Origin of the sequence: Enterovibrio norvegicus (genome assembly GCF_002876705.1) — a bacterium.
Taxonomy (GTDB): domain Bacteria; phylum Pseudomonadota; class Gammaproteobacteria; order Enterobacterales; family Vibrionaceae; genus Enterovibrio; species Enterovibrio norvegicus_B.
On sequence record NZ_MDAG01000018.1, the window covers coordinates 92532 to 107787 of the forward strand.

The window sequence follows — 15256 nt, forward strand, 5'->3', positions numbered from 1 at the left end:
TCTCCATGCGGGAAATGATTAAGCGCTTCACCAACAAAACTCGCGCCAGTGCTCTTTGCACTGGCGTTTTTCTATGCCTGTTATTCAGCACAGCTTCACGGGCTGATGAAGGGCAACTGTCTGGTGTGAATAATGAAATTTCCCGCCAGCAGCAACAACTTAGTGCCAGCAGCAAAAAGCTCAACACCCTTCAAGCCGACCTAAAAAAACAAGAACAAGCCATCAGCTCGGTTGCCACACAAATCCGTGCAGCGTCCTTAAAGCTTGAAACCATCGACGATGAAATTGCCACCCTCAATCAAGAAAGCCAACGATTGGAACAGCGTAAGCTAGGTCAGATGGAGCTGTTGAAAGAACTTTTAAACAGCCAATACCGTCAGGGTGAGCACAGCCAACTCAATACCTTTTTAAGTGGCGAAGACAGCAACGACCTTGATCGTATGACCGTTTACGCTGAACGACTATCCAAAGCGCGTACCGATGCCATCAATGAACTGGCCGCCACGGATACCGAACTTCAACTGAAGCGCCGCATGCTTGCCGAGCAAACGCAAAAGCAAACTGCGCTACTCGATGCATTGAAAGCCGATAAAGCGACACTGGAAAAACAACAGCACGCTCAGAAGAAAACCGCCGGCGCGGTACAACGACAGATTCGTAGCGATAAAAGCTATTTGTCTGAACTTCGTAACAACCAAAACCGCTTAAAAGCGGAAGTGGCGAAAGCCGCAGAACAAGCCCGAATTGCCGCCGAGCAAGCCAAAGTAAAAATGGATGGTTTAGGCCGCTACAAAGGCAAATTGCACCGTCCTGTCAAAGGAAAAACTCTGCACAGCTTTGGTAGTACGCAAACGGGCGAGCTTCGTTGGAATGGCATGGTCATCTCATCCAAAGAAGGCGCTGAAGTCAAAGCAGCACACGATGGCACTGTTGTTCTGTCTAACTGGCTTCGCGGCTATGGTTTGATGGTTGTCATCGACCACGGCAAAGGCGACATGAGTTTTTACGGGTATAACCAAGCCCTATTGAAAAACGTCGGAGATACTGTAAAAGCAGGCGACCCTATCGCCCTCGTCGGGAACAGCGGCGGGCAGACACAATCCGGCCTTTACTTTGAAATTCGGCGAAAAGGCAATGCCACCAACCCTAGCCCCTGGTTAGGCCGGTAAGCCAAGAAGGTCGCAGATGCAAAGGATTGTCACTGTCACCGCCCTACTCATACTGCTTCTGGCGCCGCCTGTCGTCGCCAAGCCTAAGCTCGCACTGATCATTGATGATCTCGGCTATGATTTGATGCCACGAGACATTGCAAAGCTGCCACCTGAAATCAGCGTATCTGTCATTCCTTTCACTGAATTCGATACCGCCGTTGCCCTGACAGCGCTCAATCAACACCGTGAAGTGTTGCTTCACCTTCCTATGCAAAGCCCACCTGGCTCACCCGCCGAGCCCAATGCGCTGACGCTTGAAATGGACAAAGAACAAATACAAACCTCGGTTCGAGAAGCGCTCTATCGCGTGCCCCACGCCGTGGCAGTGAATAACCATATGGGCAGCTTACTCACGCAACATCACGAGCCTATGCACTGGATCATGGAAGCGCTTCACGCCAAGGATCTCGGCTTTATTGATAGCCGCACCACGCCGAGCACGGTGGCGCAGAAAATTGCAAAGCAGCACGGATTAGCCAATAACCGCCGTCATGTTTTTCTCGATCATCTACAAACGGAAGATTTTATCCACCAACAACTCGAGCTCGCGATTCAACAAGCCAACCGACGCGGCATCGCTGTCGTCATTGCTCACCCGTTTCCAATCACGCTTGATACGTTGCAAAAAGCACTGCCATCACTGCAAGAGCGTGTCGATCTCGTGCCCATCTCACAGGCTCTGTCTCAGTAAATGGCATAAAAAAACCCGCCGAAGCGGGTTTAATCAAGCGTTCAAATTGGTGCTATTTTTGCCAATCAAGGATGACCTTGCCTGACATGCCAGAACACATCTTATCGAAGCCTTCTTGGAAATCATCAACACTGTAGTGGTGCGTGATGATTGGGCTTAAATCCAAACCAGATTGGATCAAGCTCGCCATTTTGTACCACGTTTCAAACATTTCACGGCCATAGATACCTTTGATCACCAAGCCTTTGAAAATCACTTGGTTCCAATCGATACCCATGTCTGATGGCGGAATACCCAGAAGAGCAATACGACCACCGTGGTTCATGGTTTTCAGCATGGAGTTAAACGCAGATGGGTTACCTGACATTTCTAGGCCCACATCGAAGCCTTCTTTCATGCCTAGCTCAGCCATGACATCTTCCAGCTTCTCTTCTGCCACGTTAACCGCACGGGTCACACCCATCTTACGCGCAAGGTCGAGGCGGTATTCGTTTACATCGGTGATCACGACATAACGCGCACCCACGTGTTTCGCGACAGCTGCAGCCATAATGCCAATCGGACCAGCACCGGTGATCAGCACATCTTCGCCAACAAGGTCGAATGACAGTGCGGTGTGAACCGCATTGCCGAATGGGTCAAAGATGGAGGCAAGATCGTCAGAAATATCCGCAGGGATTTTGAATGCGTTGAACGCTGGGATCACGAGGTATTCAGCAAACGCGCCTTCACGGTTCACACCCACACCTGTGGTGTTGCGGCAAAGGTGCGTGCGGCCAGCGCGGCAGTTGCGGCAGTGACCACACGTGATGTGGCCTTCGCCAGAAACACGGTCGCCCACGGTGAAACCGCGCACTTCCTGACCCATGGCAACCACTTCACCCACGTATTCGTGACCAACAACCATTGGCACAGGAATGGTCTTTTGTGACCACTCGTCCCAGTTGTAGATGTGTACATCAGTACCACAAATCGCGGTTTTACGGATTTTGATCAGAAGATCGTTATGGCCCACTTCTGGAAGCTCAACCTCGGTCATCCAAATGCCAGGTTCCGCTTTCAGTTTTGCCAGCGCTTTCATTTTGTTCGTCATTGACTGCTTATCCAATCAAGCCCATGTCTTTACCCACTTTGATAAAGGCATCGATGGCTTTGTCTAATTGCTCGCGGCTATGTGCAGCCGACATTTGTGTACGAATACGTGCTTGGCCTTTTGGTACCACTGGGAACGAGAACCCAACCACGTAGATACCTTCTTTCATCATGCGTTCTGCAAACTCAGCACCGACTTTTGCATCGCCAAGCATGACAGGGATGATCGCGTGATCAGCACCCGAAAGTGTAAAGCCCGCTTCGCTCATGCGCGCGCGGAAATGGCTCGCATTGTCCCAAAGCTGGGTACGCAGATGACCACTTTCTTCCAGCAAGTCAATCACGCGGATAGACGCAGACACGATAGCCGGTGCCAACGAGTTCGAGAACAGGTACGGGCGTGAACGCTGACGCAGCCAATCAATCACTTCTTTCTTGCCCGAGGTGTAACCGCCTGATGCGCCGCCCATGGCTTTGCCTAGCGTGCCAGTGATGATGTCGATACGATCAATCACGTCATGGTGCTCGTGCGTACCGCGGCCATTCGCGCCCATAAAACCCACTGCGTGAGAGTCATCAACCATCACCAATGCGTCGTATTTGTCTGCCAAATCGCAAATCGCAGGCAGGTTCGCAACAACGCCATCCATTGAGAACACACCGTCGGTCACGATAAGCGTGTTACGTGCGCCCGCTTCTTTTGCCGCAATCAATTGCTGCTCAAGTTCTGCCATGTTGTTGTTCGAATAACGGAAACGCATCGCTTTACACAGACGCACACCATCAATGATTGATGCGTGGTTTAGTGCATCAGAAATGATGGCGTCTTCCGCACCCAAAATGGTTTCGAACAAACCTGTGTTCGCATCAAAGCAAGAGGTGTAAAGAATGGTGTCTTCCATACCTAGGAATGTAGAGAGTTTATCCTCAAGCTCTTTGTGCGCATCTTGCGTGCCGCAGATGAAACGCACTGATGCCATGCCAAAGCCATGTTCGTCCATGCCCTTTTGCGCAGCATCAATCAGCACAGGGTGATTGGCCAGACCCAAGTAGTTGTTGGCACAGAAGTTCAGTACTTCATCACCGGATGCCACGGCAATTTTGGCTTGCTGCGCAGTGGTGATAACACGTTCATCTTTATAAAGGCCTTCAGCTTTCACTTCTTCAAGCTGCTGACGAATTTGCTGGTAAAAAGCGGCAGTCATCGCACACTCCATCATGGAAACAGGAACAAGGGGTTCACGCCCACCATCACCCCCTTAAAGGACAGTGATACGCAGACATGCGTAAGTTTACGCCACCCATCACATGTGCGCGGCGTCGTGATTGTCGTACCTTCGAGAAGTAAAAGCATCTAGTGAATGCTATTTAATCAGTATGACCTATCAGTAAGGAGGCTGATGATAGTTTTCTAAGGAAGGGTAAGTCTATCGAATTAGCACATCTTGTTGCAGTAGATCACGCAAGTGTATTGGCCATTTGCTGATGATAATGCTCAATGATTTCTGCCACCACTGCCTGCCCTTTGTCGGTCGACATCGGCAGCACCATGCTCAGTATCTGAAGAACACCTTGGTAAATGACAGTCGGCGTGATTTTAGCCTGTGGCGCTTGTGCGCTTTGATAGAAAATCCAGCTTGAGGCAACCAATTTGAGGTTATCGCACAAGGATTCAATGCCGTCATCGTCCATATCGAGCCAACCCGTGGCACGAAATTGCGTCAATGTGACGACAAGATTAGCTTTTAGTGCCTGCTGCGCGGTAAGGTATTTGTCTTGTAATACCGCATCTCGGCGCAAGATATCAGGCAAATTGGCGTAGAAGAATCGATAGCGCCACATCAATTGGAACGTTGCATCTAAATAGGCAAGTAGACGCTGTTGATCGGTATCTACCGAAGTTTCTGGCTGAAATGACGTGGTGAGATCGAGGGCGTATTGATCGAAAATACTGTGTATAATCTCTTCCTTATTACGGAAGTGGTAATACAAGTTCCCCGGGCTTATACCGAGATCCGCTGCAATGTGATTGGTGGTGACATTGGGTTCACCCTGTTCGTTGAACAGCGCCAGTGCAGAATGAATAATGCGATCACGGGTTTTCATGGTTAAACTGCTATCCTCAAGCCCAGAGCGGAAACACAAATATTACCATAGCCATTACAGTCGTGATGGCGAAGTCTTCTCATTGTCAGAATTTAGGTAAAAGTATGATTATAGTGACTGGCGGCGCTGGCATGATCGGCAGCAACATTGTTAAAGCCCTGAACGAACAAGGCATCAACGACATCCTTGTTGTTGATAACCTAAAAGACGGTACAAAGTTCGTTAATCTGGTCGATCTAGACATCACTGATTACATGGACAAAGAAGACTTTATCACCCAAATCATGGCGGGTGACGACTTCGGTCCAATCGAAGCCATCTTCCACGAAGGTGCATGCTCTGCGACCACTGAGTGGGACGGCAAGTACATGATGCTCAACAACTACGAGTACTCGAAAGAGCTGCTCCACTTCTGTCTTGAGCGTGAAATTCCCTTCCTGTATGCCTCTTCCGCTGCAACCTACGGTGGTCGCGATCATGACTTCATCGAAGAGAAACCGTACGAAGGTGCACTGAACGTTTACGGTTACTCGAAGCAACAGTTCGACAACTATGTTCGCCGTATTTGGGCAGACGCAGAAGCACACGGCGAAACGCTGTCTCAAATCACGGGTTTCCGCTACTTCAACGTTTACGGCCCACGTGAAAACCACAAAGGCAGCATGGCATCAGTGGCGTTCCACCTAAACAACCAAATTAAAGAAGGCCAAAACCCGAAACTGTTCGAAGGCAGCAACACCTTCAAACGTGATTTCGTGTACGTTGGTGACGTGTGCAAGATGAACCTTTGGTTCCTTGAAAACGGCGTATCTGGCATCTTTAACTGTGGCACTGGCCGCGCAGAACCTTTCCGCGCCGTGGCTGAAGCAGTTATCGCTTACCACAACCAAGGAGAAGTGGAAGAGATTCCATTCCCAGACCACCTAAAAGGCCGCTACCAAGCCTTCACCCAAGCCGACCTCACTAAGGTACGCGCCGCGGGCTACAGCGAGGAGTTTAAAACTGTCGCTGAAGGTGTTGCTGAGTATATGAATATTCTCAATGCCTAGGAGACTTCACATTCGTACTCATGGTCTCATTGATATTTGCCCCCTTGCATAACGAGGTGAAGTTTTGAAAATTGCGATTGTTGGAACAGGCTATGTAGGCCTTTCAATGGCGATGCTATTAGCGCAAAACAATGAAGTGATTGCACTTGATATTGATGTGGAAAAAATTGCGCTACTCAATAAACGTAGATCGCCGATTGCAGACAAAGAGATTGAAAACTTTCTCTTAGATGAAGCGCTCAACTTCATCGCCACAACGGATAAAGCCTTAGCCTATGACAATGCTGACTTCGTTGTTATCGCGACTCCTACAGATTATGACCCGCAGACAAATTATTTTAATACATCATCCGTTGAATCAGTGATTAAGGATGTTATTGCGCACAACAACAGCGCTTTAATGGTTATAAAATCGACAGTTCCAGTTGGCTATACCGCTCAAATAAGGCAAGAGTTTGGTTGTGACAATATCGTTTTCTCGCCAGAGTTCTTACGTGAGGGAAAAGCTCTCTTTGACAACTTACATCCATCACGCATCATCGTGGGAGAGCAAAGTGAACGAGCAAAACAGTTTGCTCAGCTACTTGTTGAAGGTGCGATTAAGGAAAATATCGATGTATTGTTCACGAGTTCGACTGAAGCAGAGGCTGTAAAGCTATTCTCTAACACCTACTTAGCTATGCGTGTGGCCTATTTCAATGAATTGGATTCTTATGCAGAAGCATTAGGGTTAGACACCAAACAAATCATTGAAGGCGTTTGTTTAGACCCCCGCATTGGCAACCACTATAACAACCCTTCTTTTGGCTATGGTGGTTACTGCTTGCCAAAAGATACTAAGCAATTGTTGGCTAACTACAAAGAAGTACCCAACAATATGATTAGTGCGATTGTGGACGCAAACCGTACAAGAAAAGACTTTATTTCTGAGTCTATCGTCAAGCGTAACCCGAAAGTTGTTGGGATATACCGATTGATAATGAAGTCTGGATCTGACAATTTCCGAGCTTCTTCAGTTCAAGGAATAATGAAACGCTTAAAAGCAAAAGGCATAGAGGTCATTGTTTATGAGCCAGTGCTAGACGATGCATTATTCTTCAACTCCCGCGTTATTCGCGATCTCAACGCATTCAAGCAAGAAGCAGACGTCATTGTGTCAAACCGCATGATTGATGCACTCCAAGATGTTGCCGAGAAAGTGTATACACGCGATCTTTTTGGCACGGATTAAAGTTCTTCTTATGAGCCCAGAACCAATAGATAAAAACACCTACAACCCAACGTTTAGTTGGAGTTATTTGCTACCTCGGTATTGGACTACTTGGCTTGCTGTCATTTTTGGTGCCGTATTTACTTTGCTTCCCCACTTTGTTCACAAAGCAATTGCTAAGGGTTTGTCTAGAATCGTCTGCCTAAGTAAATCTGGCAGCGTACATCGCACCAGAGTAAATCTCTCCCTGTGCTTCCCTGAAGCGTCCGAGGCAGAGAGAGAGCAAATGTTGAAAAAACAGTTTGCCGTCGCCATTTGCTACCTGCTCAAATTTCCATCGATTACGCTTAAAAGTCGTAAGTGGTTGCAAAAGAATGTCGTCGTAAGCGGCGAAGAACAGCTGATTGATACAAAGCAAAACACAATTCTATTGGTTCCCCACACATGGTCGATTGATGTACCAGCTATCTATTTAGCCTCTCGCGGTTTACCCGTTGCTGCCTTTGCAAAAAAACAGAAGAACGGATTATCAGACTGGCTAATGCACCGACAACGTGTTCAGTATGGCGGTGCGGTATGCGAGCGGAAACAGGGTATTAAACCGTTTATCAAAGCCGTACGCGGAGGCTATCTTGGGTATTACCTGCCTGATGAAGACTTGGGTGAGAAGCACAGTGTGTTTGTAGATTTTTTCGCAACAACTAAGGCGACGTTGTCGGGATTAAACAAACTTGCAAAAGTCAGCCAAGCTCGTATTGTCCCGCTCTATGCAAAATTTAATCTCGATAGCGGACGATACGAAATCAAACTGTACGAACCAATTACGTTATCAGGTGATGAATGGGTCGACGCAAGACTCATGAATCAATTTATAGAAAACCAAGTTGTACCAGAACCAGAACAATATATGTGGATACTTCGCTTATTGAAAACACGCCAGAATGGTGAGAAAAACCCATATAAGTAAACACAATGTTCATTGGCTCCTAGAAGTACTCAAGGCGCCAAAATTTTCAAGACCGTTTAAGATGTATCCACTAGGAATGCTAGTCACTATCTACCTGTGAGTATAAAAAGACCTCATTCAGTAAAATAGAGCTTCCTACTTATTCATTTATCTTCAACTAGGTCTCTTACAAACGCTTTAAATTCTACTCTGAGAGTATCTAGCGTTACACAGTAAACCATATAAAACTTGAATGCGCTTTAAGCGCATTTGATTGGCTGGAATGACAAATGAAAATAGCACTAGTTCATCTTCGACATGCATACTCAGGTGGTGTAGAGCTGTATCTAAACCGCATGGCAAACTATCTTGCAGAAAAAGGTGAAGAAGTCACCATCATATGTCGCTCCCATGCAGAGCACCCTCCTCACCCAAACGTCAAATTTGTCAAACTAGCGGGTATAAGCATTGGTAAAACGCACCGCCTTTGGCGATTTGCTAAAGCAGTTGAAAAACACGTAAACGAATCCAACTACGATTTAGTTTATGGTTTAGCGCATGCATGGACACATGATGTACTTCGAATAGGCGCAGGCACTAGCTTACATTTATCACGCTCGCTCAATCGTCCAATGCGTTTTAAAGACCGTATAAACCATATAATCGAGAGTAAAGCCATGGCTCCTGGTGCTTATCAGCATGTCATTAGCAATTCACATAAAAGCGCTTCTGAGATACAAGAAGCCCATAATGTACCTCCCGAAAAAATCACAGTCATACATAACTTTGTAGATACACAACGGTTTGATGCGGAGAGAGTTCAGCAAGAAGCTGACTTGTTAAAAAAAGAACTTGGTATTGATGATGGGAAACCAATATTTCTATTCCTAGGTACAGGTTATGAACGAAAAGGGTTGAAGCAGGCACTAATTGCGTATTCTAAATTATCATTCGAGGCGCATCTTCTTGTTGTAGGGAGAGAAACACACGAGGCTGATTATATTAAGTTTGCGAAGGAGTTAGGGGTATCCAAACGCTGCCAATTCTTAGGTGTTAATAATCAACCAGAACTATTTTTCACTCTATCCGATTGCTATTTACTTCCCACGCTTTATGAGCCATTTGGTTTTACGGTCATCGAGGCTCTAGCTTGTGGCACACCTGCTATCACGACAGAAAACTGTGGAGCAAAGGAAGTGTTGAATCAACAGGTATCGACAGTTATCGGAGCAGAGGTAAACCCAGATGAATTACTTGCTGCGATGACTCAATGGGCCGATAAAAAGCAAACAACACAAGTAAGCGAGGTATGTCGCGAGTTAGCGAAAACGATGGATGTTGATGTCGTTTTGGACAAAAACTACAAACAACTGTTAAAAGTATACGAAATGAAAAAGGCGACTAACAATGCTTGAATTTCTAACATGGCCAATAATAGGTTCAGGACAGGAAAGAGTATGCTACCGTGATCCTAATGATCCATTGCGATGCGTGAAAGTCAGCAAGAAAGAGCAATCCAAACAAACTCGACGTGAGCTTAGCTATTACCAATATCTAGCCTCTAGAGATATCTCCTACTCTCATATTCCTAAATTTTATAAGAAAGTGGATGAAGGTGAGTATATTGGTCTAGAAATGGAGTTCATTTGTAATCCTGATGGATCTAATGCACCTGATTTGTATAACTACATCAAACTTTCTTTATCGGAAAAGGAAGTTGAAAATCTCTATCATTCCTTAGAAAAATTGAGAATCTACTTAATAGAGAATAACATTGTTCCTTGCGATCTAGTCTTGAGCAATTTCTTAGTTCAAACATTACCCGATGGTGTGAAAATCGTTATGGTTGATGGTTTAGGAGGTGCCGAGTTTATTCCTCTGAGCAACTACATAGCATACTTTGGGAAGAGAAAAATAAACAGAAAGTGGGGTAAGTTTTTGGACGAACGTGTAATCCCGAAAATAAAAAAGCATAAAAAATAATATCGATATGGATCGTGTATGGTAAATTCTATATTTCAAGTGCAAGAGAGTATCTATAAATAACCTTGCACTTTAGCCTGATTACTCCTGTTTACATAAATTAAAATATTTCTCTAGTGTTTTTATACTAATATAATCTTCACGCCTAGAATCTTTAAACTGTGAAACATGCAAGTGGGCATTTTCTAGAATATCATCAGCTTTATTAGGGTTTTCTAGATAGAACCTTATTTTCTCTTCAAAGTCAGACCAGTCATCTTTCACCTCAATAAAATGCACCCCAGGAACTAACGCCCCTTCCATAAACCAAGTCTCAAAACGCATTTTTGGCGATACAACAATTGAGTTAGAAGACATAGCCCATTTCAAGTTAGATGCAACATCATTTCCCTCAAGACATATGATGAACTTATATTTCAATTGATCATCTACCGACATGAATGGCTGTTTCCACTCAGGATGATCTTCACTCATGTTAGACTGTCCAGCATCAACTAATTCATGCCCAAACATTTTTTCCATAAAACGTATACGATGTTTCTGGGTCACTCGCCCACGAAAAACAGCCATACTCTTCTTGTCTGCGAACTTTAAATTGTCAGACATAAAACGAAAATGACGGTATTTATCTAATTTAAAGAGTACGGAGTTCTTGTTGTCGCCTTGCGTAGGACGTGCTTTATAGATTGTTGGATATGACTCAATGGCAACTTTATCACCAAAGTAATAACAGAATTTGAAATGCCGTGGGAAGTAATAAAGATACTGTTTCAAATCAAAATAATAGGCACTTTTATCTCTTAGCTTGTATCCAACCTCCCTACTTTCTGCTTTGTCGCTCAACGCCATAGGCCTATCTAGCTTGCAATAGTAGTCAACTCTATGTTGTAACTCTTCCAAATCATCGTGAAACTCATCCTCTAACTTTTTCTTATAACGCATGAAAATAAAGGATGGAAAGATATTGAGAAGTAAATTATTTAAATAGTAGAAAAACTTCATAGATTTCTATCTCTTACAAATCATTAGTACACATCGACTTAACAAGATTAAATAGCTTACTTGATTATAAATGTCAAGAGTCTGTGGAGTAGTCACGACTATAGCACAATCATCATTGATATCACAGAGTGATCATTATTTACAACGAGTTGGTATATTGAAGAGCATAGAAATTGAGTTTAATATATTTATGCACTTTTCAACTTTTAACATTAGTGTAAAGACAGAAAGGCTTTAGTTAGACTAATGTTAACACTAACATTAGGGTTATTAAAAGTTGGGAACACCTTCAAATAAATAAATTCTTTACCTACCTCTTATTTAATTTTTCAGCTACCCTTTGACGGTGGTAAGTTGAAATATCTCACCCAATTTCATCATCCTATTCAGCATTAAGTAATACTAACCGACATAATAGTACTGATATGAATATACTAATGATTTACAATTGCGATCTACCTCCAGTAAATTATGGTGGAACTGAACGTGTAATCTGGAGCCTAACAAAAGGTCTATCACAACTAAATCATAACGTCTATTTGTTCAGTCAAGTATATGTAGAGTGTCCGTGGGTGAAAACCATAATATTTGACTCATCAAAACCTATCGATGATCAGATCCCTGATTATATCGACATAGTCCATTTTCATACAAATGGGTCTACAGAGAAAAAACCTTATGTTATTACCAAGCATGGAAACAATAACATAGATAAAAATATTGACCCTAATACTATATTTGTATCCAGAAAGCATGCAGCTAATCACGGGGGCGAAGCCTTTGTGTACAATGGATTAGATTGGAGTGAGTATTTACAGCCGAACTTGAATAAATCTAATAGAGATGAGCGTTGCCACTTTCTTGGTAAAGCCGCTTGGCGTCTTAAAAATGTTCAAGGCGCGATCAATATTGCAAAGAAAGCAAAAATTGAGTTGGATGTTCTTGGCGGGTATAGGCTTAATTTAAAAATGGGGTTTCGCTTTACTTTTGATAGGCACGTGAAGTTTCATGGCATGGTTAACAACGCGACTAAATGTAAAGTGATGGATCAATCTAAAGGTTTAATATTTCCCGTTACTTGGGAAGAACCATTTGGACTCGCTGTAACTGAAAGTCTTTTTATGGGAACCCCTGTTTTCGCTACTCCTTATGGTTCATTACCTGAATTAATAAGAGACCAAGATCTAGGATTTATTTCTAACGTTGAAGATGAGCTTGTTAGCGCAGTAAGAAGCAAATCCTATAATCCAAAATATTGTAATGAATATGCACGTGATACATTTGACCATTTATCTATGGCAAAATGCTATATAGAGAAATATGAAAGCGTAATTAATGGTACGTTTTTAAATAATTTCACTCCCAAACCAATGAGTCAATTAAGAAACCTTTCGTATTTCAAGAAATTACCATATAGATGATAATTTAAATCCACTTTAGCTAGAGGTTTTTCAAATCTCAATGTCATATTTCTCTAAGATCTTACTAAGTTGTAAGTCGTTGCCATTACTATGTACATTTTCATTATTTAATGCAATGTCTTGATGATCCTTGATCTGTAAAAACCTTAATGAAAAGTCTCTATCATCACGAATCTTTGACCTTTTTATGTCATGTTTAATGCACATCATATTTATCCAAATGTCATCCGCAGAAGGGCAGAGTTCCATGAAAGATTTCTCATTGCAGAATTCTTCATTTAACATACCCGCAGGGAATAACGTACCTGCACCAGACGTTAAAAATGTGTTCCTGCCATTTTCTTCGAAAGAGGATTCATATTTCCATTTTCGATATGGCTTAACACCATCTTTATCAATAGCGATCGTATGAGCGCGAACACCTACTATAGAATCAGGCTCAAGATGCCGACCTCTCAATAATAACTCTATAAGATCATGAGGGTATAAAATATCATCATCAACCGTGATAATATCAGCTTGTGGGAAGAGTTTTAGAGAAGGAACAAGTTTCTTGTATGATCGAATGTTTGGATAGAACCGTACATCCAACCCTCTATCCATTTGATTTTTTAACAGCAAAGGAATTGTTTCTAGGCTATATTCATTCTCATCCAGCCACAACACAATTCTATTTGCTTTTACGGTCTGCTGCCCTAATGACTCAATGACTAAGTAAACGTCATGTATTCGCTTTGAATATGTAGTAAGACTAACTACCGTTTCAGGTTTTCCATGTGATTCGCTACTAATTAATCTCTCAGTTTCACTCATCGCTTTACAATGAAAACCTTGCTTCTTAATGAGATAATCAATAGTGGTATCTATTTGTCGAATTGTTCGCCTTTCTAGCTTTTTACTCTTTAGGTATCTCTTTATAAATTTCATAGTGTTCTCTAAGTATTCATTTGAAAAATGATAAAATAGTCTTCAATCATTAAAAATAAAAATCTATGTTACTCTCACTGAAGGTTTAGGCATAAAGAACAACCCACCAAGAATTATATTGTGAATATATAAGCCATAAAACTTTGTATTATATGACTCAAAAGCATTGATAAATAACCAGAAAATAATGAAAATAATGAAGAAAGCTGATGTCATATTATCTGAATTCCTGATGATATTACTGGCTATCATATAATAAAATAAAAAAATAAAAGAAATCCCAACAACACCAAATGCAACTAGGACTTCCATGTAGTAATTGTGAAGATGTCCAAACCCTCTGATTTTCTTATTTGATTGAAAAAGATCAGAAGTTTTCAATACTTGCCTAACCGCGACTTTACTCGCCCCAAATAATGGGTTGTCTGAAATCCAATCACCGGCCTCTAACCATGAGTTAAACCTAATACCGAAACTGGACATTGGTATGTCATCCCACTCTCCACCAATAATAAGCTCGACTACTTTTTGGTCACCTCTTTCTTTACTATATTCAATCCTTTCTTGGAACAAGTCACTACTAACAACAATCGATAAAACCGTTATCAACATAAGATAAAAGCTAAAAATGACTCTGTAACCAAGTACTCTCTTAATTAAAGCTGGCGCTAAGAGCAAAACAAGAAAAAAACCAATCCAAATCTGTCTACTTTGGCTAACAAACAACACAAAAAATCCAAACACCATTGATAGAAGTAGAAGGACAGAAGTTAATCGAAAGTATCTACCCTTGTTATTTAAAAGTAAAAAAACAGATATCATAATTCCGACTGCAGCCAGCATTGTCGTATATTGGGCATTGTGGAAGCCGAAATTCACCCTCTGACCCGAAATTGCATAAGATATACTGTTAAACTGATAATCATGGTAAAAAACACTTAATACAAAGCTTAATATCAACGATGAGAAAAGTATTAATCTACGTTTTCTATCATTACCAATCCAAAAAGCGATAAAGACAAACAAAAATAGACTGGATAATGTTTTAATATCTGGATAACTTTTTGCGATATCAGGTATGACAATTAAAGAGTTTAGCCAACTTATTATCTGAATTAAAATGGAAGCTACAAAGAGATAGACCATACCTTTATCATAATCTTTATCCTTACAACAAAGATATAACACAGGTGCACTACCGATAAGAATTAGAGTTTTAAATACATTGCTCAAATCCAAACCTGGCATCGCAGTAACACTATACAGCAAGCAAATTATATACATACCAACATCATATTGCTCAGATAATATTATTTTTTTAAAATGCTCGGAGCGAAGGGTTTTCATAATACTTCCAATATTTCCCTAAAATCTTCCATTGAGGAGACATATATACATAATACGTTAAGCTTCTTTTCGATGAAAGGTACAAAAAATCGCACTTAAGAAGCTGCAAAATGAATAAAAGAAGCAACGGTCAGAATTTCCACCTCAAGCATGCGTATGCTTCTCCTTCCTAAAAATTGCTCTTCATTCGCCCAGTCAACCTTAGGCGCAGAAAAACAACCGTATTTTCTGATTCCAGTGTGAAAAATGTTAATCACTTCAGGTAGAATAA

Annotated in this window: 14 protein-coding genes; 8 read left to right on the forward strand and 6 right to left on the reverse strand. The window is 42.3% G+C overall.

The window, feature by feature from the left end; all coding sequences use genetic code 11:
- The first annotated feature begins 14 nt into the window (after positions 1-14).
- Positions 15-1169 carry a peptidoglycan DD-metalloendopeptidase family protein gene (locus tag BCT27_RS11885; RefSeq protein ID WP_102395897.1) on the forward strand — a complete coding sequence of 385 codons (1155 nt, stop codon included), beginning with the start codon at positions 15-17 and terminating at the stop codon, positions 1167-1169.
- A 16-nt stretch (positions 1170-1185) separates the two neighbouring features.
- Positions 1186-1902, forward strand: coding sequence for a divergent polysaccharide deacetylase family protein (locus BCT27_RS11890; protein ID WP_102395898.1), 717 nt, complete (start codon positions 1186-1188; stop codon positions 1900-1902).
- A gap of 52 nt (positions 1903-1954) precedes the next feature.
- Here the strand turns inward: BCT27_RS11890 and tdh are convergent, their stop codons facing one another.
- The 3 genes from tdh to BCT27_RS11905 all read right to left on the reverse strand — a co-directional run bounded on the left by tdh (position 1955) and on the right by BCT27_RS11905 (position 5100).
- Positions 1955-2995 carry an L-threonine 3-dehydrogenase gene (tdh, locus tag BCT27_RS11895; RefSeq protein ID WP_028025850.1) on the reverse strand — a complete coding sequence of 347 codons (1041 nt, stop codon included), beginning with the start codon at positions 2993-2995 and terminating at the stop codon, positions 1955-1957.
- A gap of 7 nt (positions 2996-3002) precedes the next feature.
- Positions 3003-4199, reverse strand: coding sequence for a glycine C-acetyltransferase (locus BCT27_RS11900; RefSeq protein ID WP_102395899.1), 1197 nt, complete (start codon positions 4197-4199; stop codon positions 3003-3005).
- A 253-nt stretch (positions 4200-4452) separates the two neighbouring features.
- The gene (locus BCT27_RS11905) at positions 4453-5100 is read right to left on the reverse strand and encodes a TetR/AcrR family transcriptional regulator (RefSeq protein ID WP_017009541.1); all 648 of its coding nucleotides are present in this window, start codon (positions 5098-5100) and stop codon (positions 4453-4455) included.
- Between the two features lie 104 nt (positions 5101-5204).
- Here BCT27_RS11905 and rfaD point away from each other — a divergent pair, with 104 nt between their 5' ends.
- The 5 genes from rfaD (at position 5205) to BCT27_RS11930 (ending at position 10288) form a co-directional block, all read left to right on the forward strand.
- A complete protein-coding gene (gene rfaD, locus BCT27_RS11910) occupies positions 5205-6149 on the forward strand; it encodes an ADP-glyceromanno-heptose 6-epimerase (RefSeq protein ID WP_102317288.1) in 945 nt (314 codons plus the stop codon).
- 64 nt (positions 6150-6213) lie between these two features.
- On the forward strand, positions 6214-7380 hold the full coding sequence (locus BCT27_RS11915) for a nucleotide sugar dehydrogenase (RefSeq protein ID WP_102317289.1): 1167 nt from the start codon (positions 6214-6216) through the stop codon (positions 7378-7380).
- A 10-nt stretch (positions 7381-7390) separates the two neighbouring features.
- Entirely contained in the window at positions 7391-8326 is a 936-nt protein-coding gene (locus BCT27_RS11920; RefSeq protein WP_102317290.1) for a lipid A biosynthesis (KDO)2-(lauroyl)-lipid IVA acyltransferase, read from the forward strand.
- Positions 8327-8595: 269 nt separating this feature from the next.
- Positions 8596-9720, forward strand: a complete 1125-nt coding sequence (locus tag BCT27_RS11925) for a glycosyltransferase family 4 protein (RefSeq protein WP_102317291.1) — start codon at positions 8596-8598, stop codon at positions 9718-9720.
- Positions 9713-10288 carry a YrbL family protein gene (locus tag BCT27_RS11930; RefSeq protein WP_102317292.1) on the forward strand — a complete coding sequence of 192 codons (576 nt, stop codon included), beginning with the start codon at positions 9713-9715 and terminating at the stop codon, positions 10286-10288. Before BCT27_RS11925 ends, BCT27_RS11930 begins: the two co-directional genes overlap by 8 nt.
- A gap of 81 nt (positions 10289-10369) precedes the next feature.
- Here the strand turns inward: BCT27_RS11930 and BCT27_RS11935 are convergent, their stop codons facing one another.
- On the reverse strand, positions 10370-11290 hold the full coding sequence (locus BCT27_RS11935) for a glycosyl transferase family 90 (protein ID WP_102395900.1): 921 nt from the start codon (positions 11288-11290) through the stop codon (positions 10370-10372).
- Between the two features lie 572 nt (positions 11291-11862).
- Between BCT27_RS11935 and BCT27_RS11940 the strand changes: the two genes are divergently transcribed.
- On the forward strand, positions 11863-12711 hold the full coding sequence (locus tag BCT27_RS11940) for a glycosyltransferase (protein ID WP_241908566.1): 849 nt from the start codon (positions 11863-11865) through the stop codon (positions 12709-12711).
- 30 nt (positions 12712-12741) lie between these two features.
- Here the strand turns inward: BCT27_RS11940 and BCT27_RS11945 are convergent, their stop codons facing one another.
- Positions 12742-13638, reverse strand: a complete 897-nt coding sequence (locus tag BCT27_RS11945) for a glycosyl transferase (protein ID WP_102317295.1) — start codon at positions 13636-13638, stop codon at positions 12742-12744.
- A gap of 63 nt (positions 13639-13701) precedes the next feature.
- Positions 13702-14985: an O-antigen ligase family protein gene (locus BCT27_RS11950; RefSeq protein WP_102395902.1), complete on the reverse strand. Its 1284-nt coding sequence runs from the start codon at positions 14983-14985 to the stop codon at positions 13702-13704.
- Positions 14986-15256 lie beyond the last annotated feature (271 nt).

Excerpts from the sequence above, each read along its gene's own strand:
- BCT27_RS11885 (WP_102395897.1), top strand. The coding sequence starts at position 15 with ATGATTAAGCGCTTCACCAACAAAACTCGCGCCAGTGCTCTTTGCACT.
- BCT27_RS11950 (WP_102395902.1), bottom strand. The coding sequence starts at position 14,985 with ATGAAAACCCTTCGCTCCGAGCATTTTAAAAAAATAATATTATCTGAG.
- BCT27_RS11890 (WP_102395898.1), top strand. The coding sequence starts at position 1,186 with ATGCAAAGGATTGTCACTGTCACCGCCCTACTCATACTGCTTCTGGCG.
- BCT27_RS11905 (WP_017009541.1), bottom strand. The coding sequence starts at position 5,100 with ATGAAAACCCGTGATCGCATTATTCATTCTGCACTGGCGCTGTTCAAC.
- BCT27_RS11900 (WP_102395899.1), bottom strand. The coding sequence starts at position 4,199 with ATGACTGCCGCTTTTTACCAGCAAATTCGTCAGCAGCTTGAAGAAGTG.
- BCT27_RS11925 (WP_102317291.1), top strand. The coding sequence starts at position 8,596 with ATGAAAATAGCACTAGTTCATCTTCGACATGCATACTCAGGTGGTGTA.
- rfaD (WP_102317288.1), top strand. The coding sequence starts at position 5,205 with ATGATTATAGTGACTGGCGGCGCTGGCATGATCGGCAGCAACATTGTT.
- BCT27_RS11930 (WP_102317292.1), top strand. The coding sequence starts at position 9,713 with ATGCTTGAATTTCTAACATGGCCAATAATAGGTTCAGGACAGGAAAGA.
- BCT27_RS11935 (WP_102395900.1), bottom strand. The coding sequence starts at position 11,290 with ATGAAGTTTTTCTACTATTTAAATAATTTACTTCTCAATATCTTTCCA.
- BCT27_RS11945 (WP_102317295.1), bottom strand. The coding sequence starts at position 13,638 with ATGAAATTTATAAAGAGATACCTAAAGAGTAAAAAGCTAGAAAGGCGA.
- BCT27_RS11920 (WP_102317290.1), top strand. The coding sequence starts at position 7,391 with ATGAGCCCAGAACCAATAGATAAAAACACCTACAACCCAACGTTTAGT.
- tdh (WP_028025850.1), bottom strand. The coding sequence starts at position 2,995 with ATGACGAACAAAATGAAAGCGCTGGCAAAACTGAAAGCGGAACCTGGC.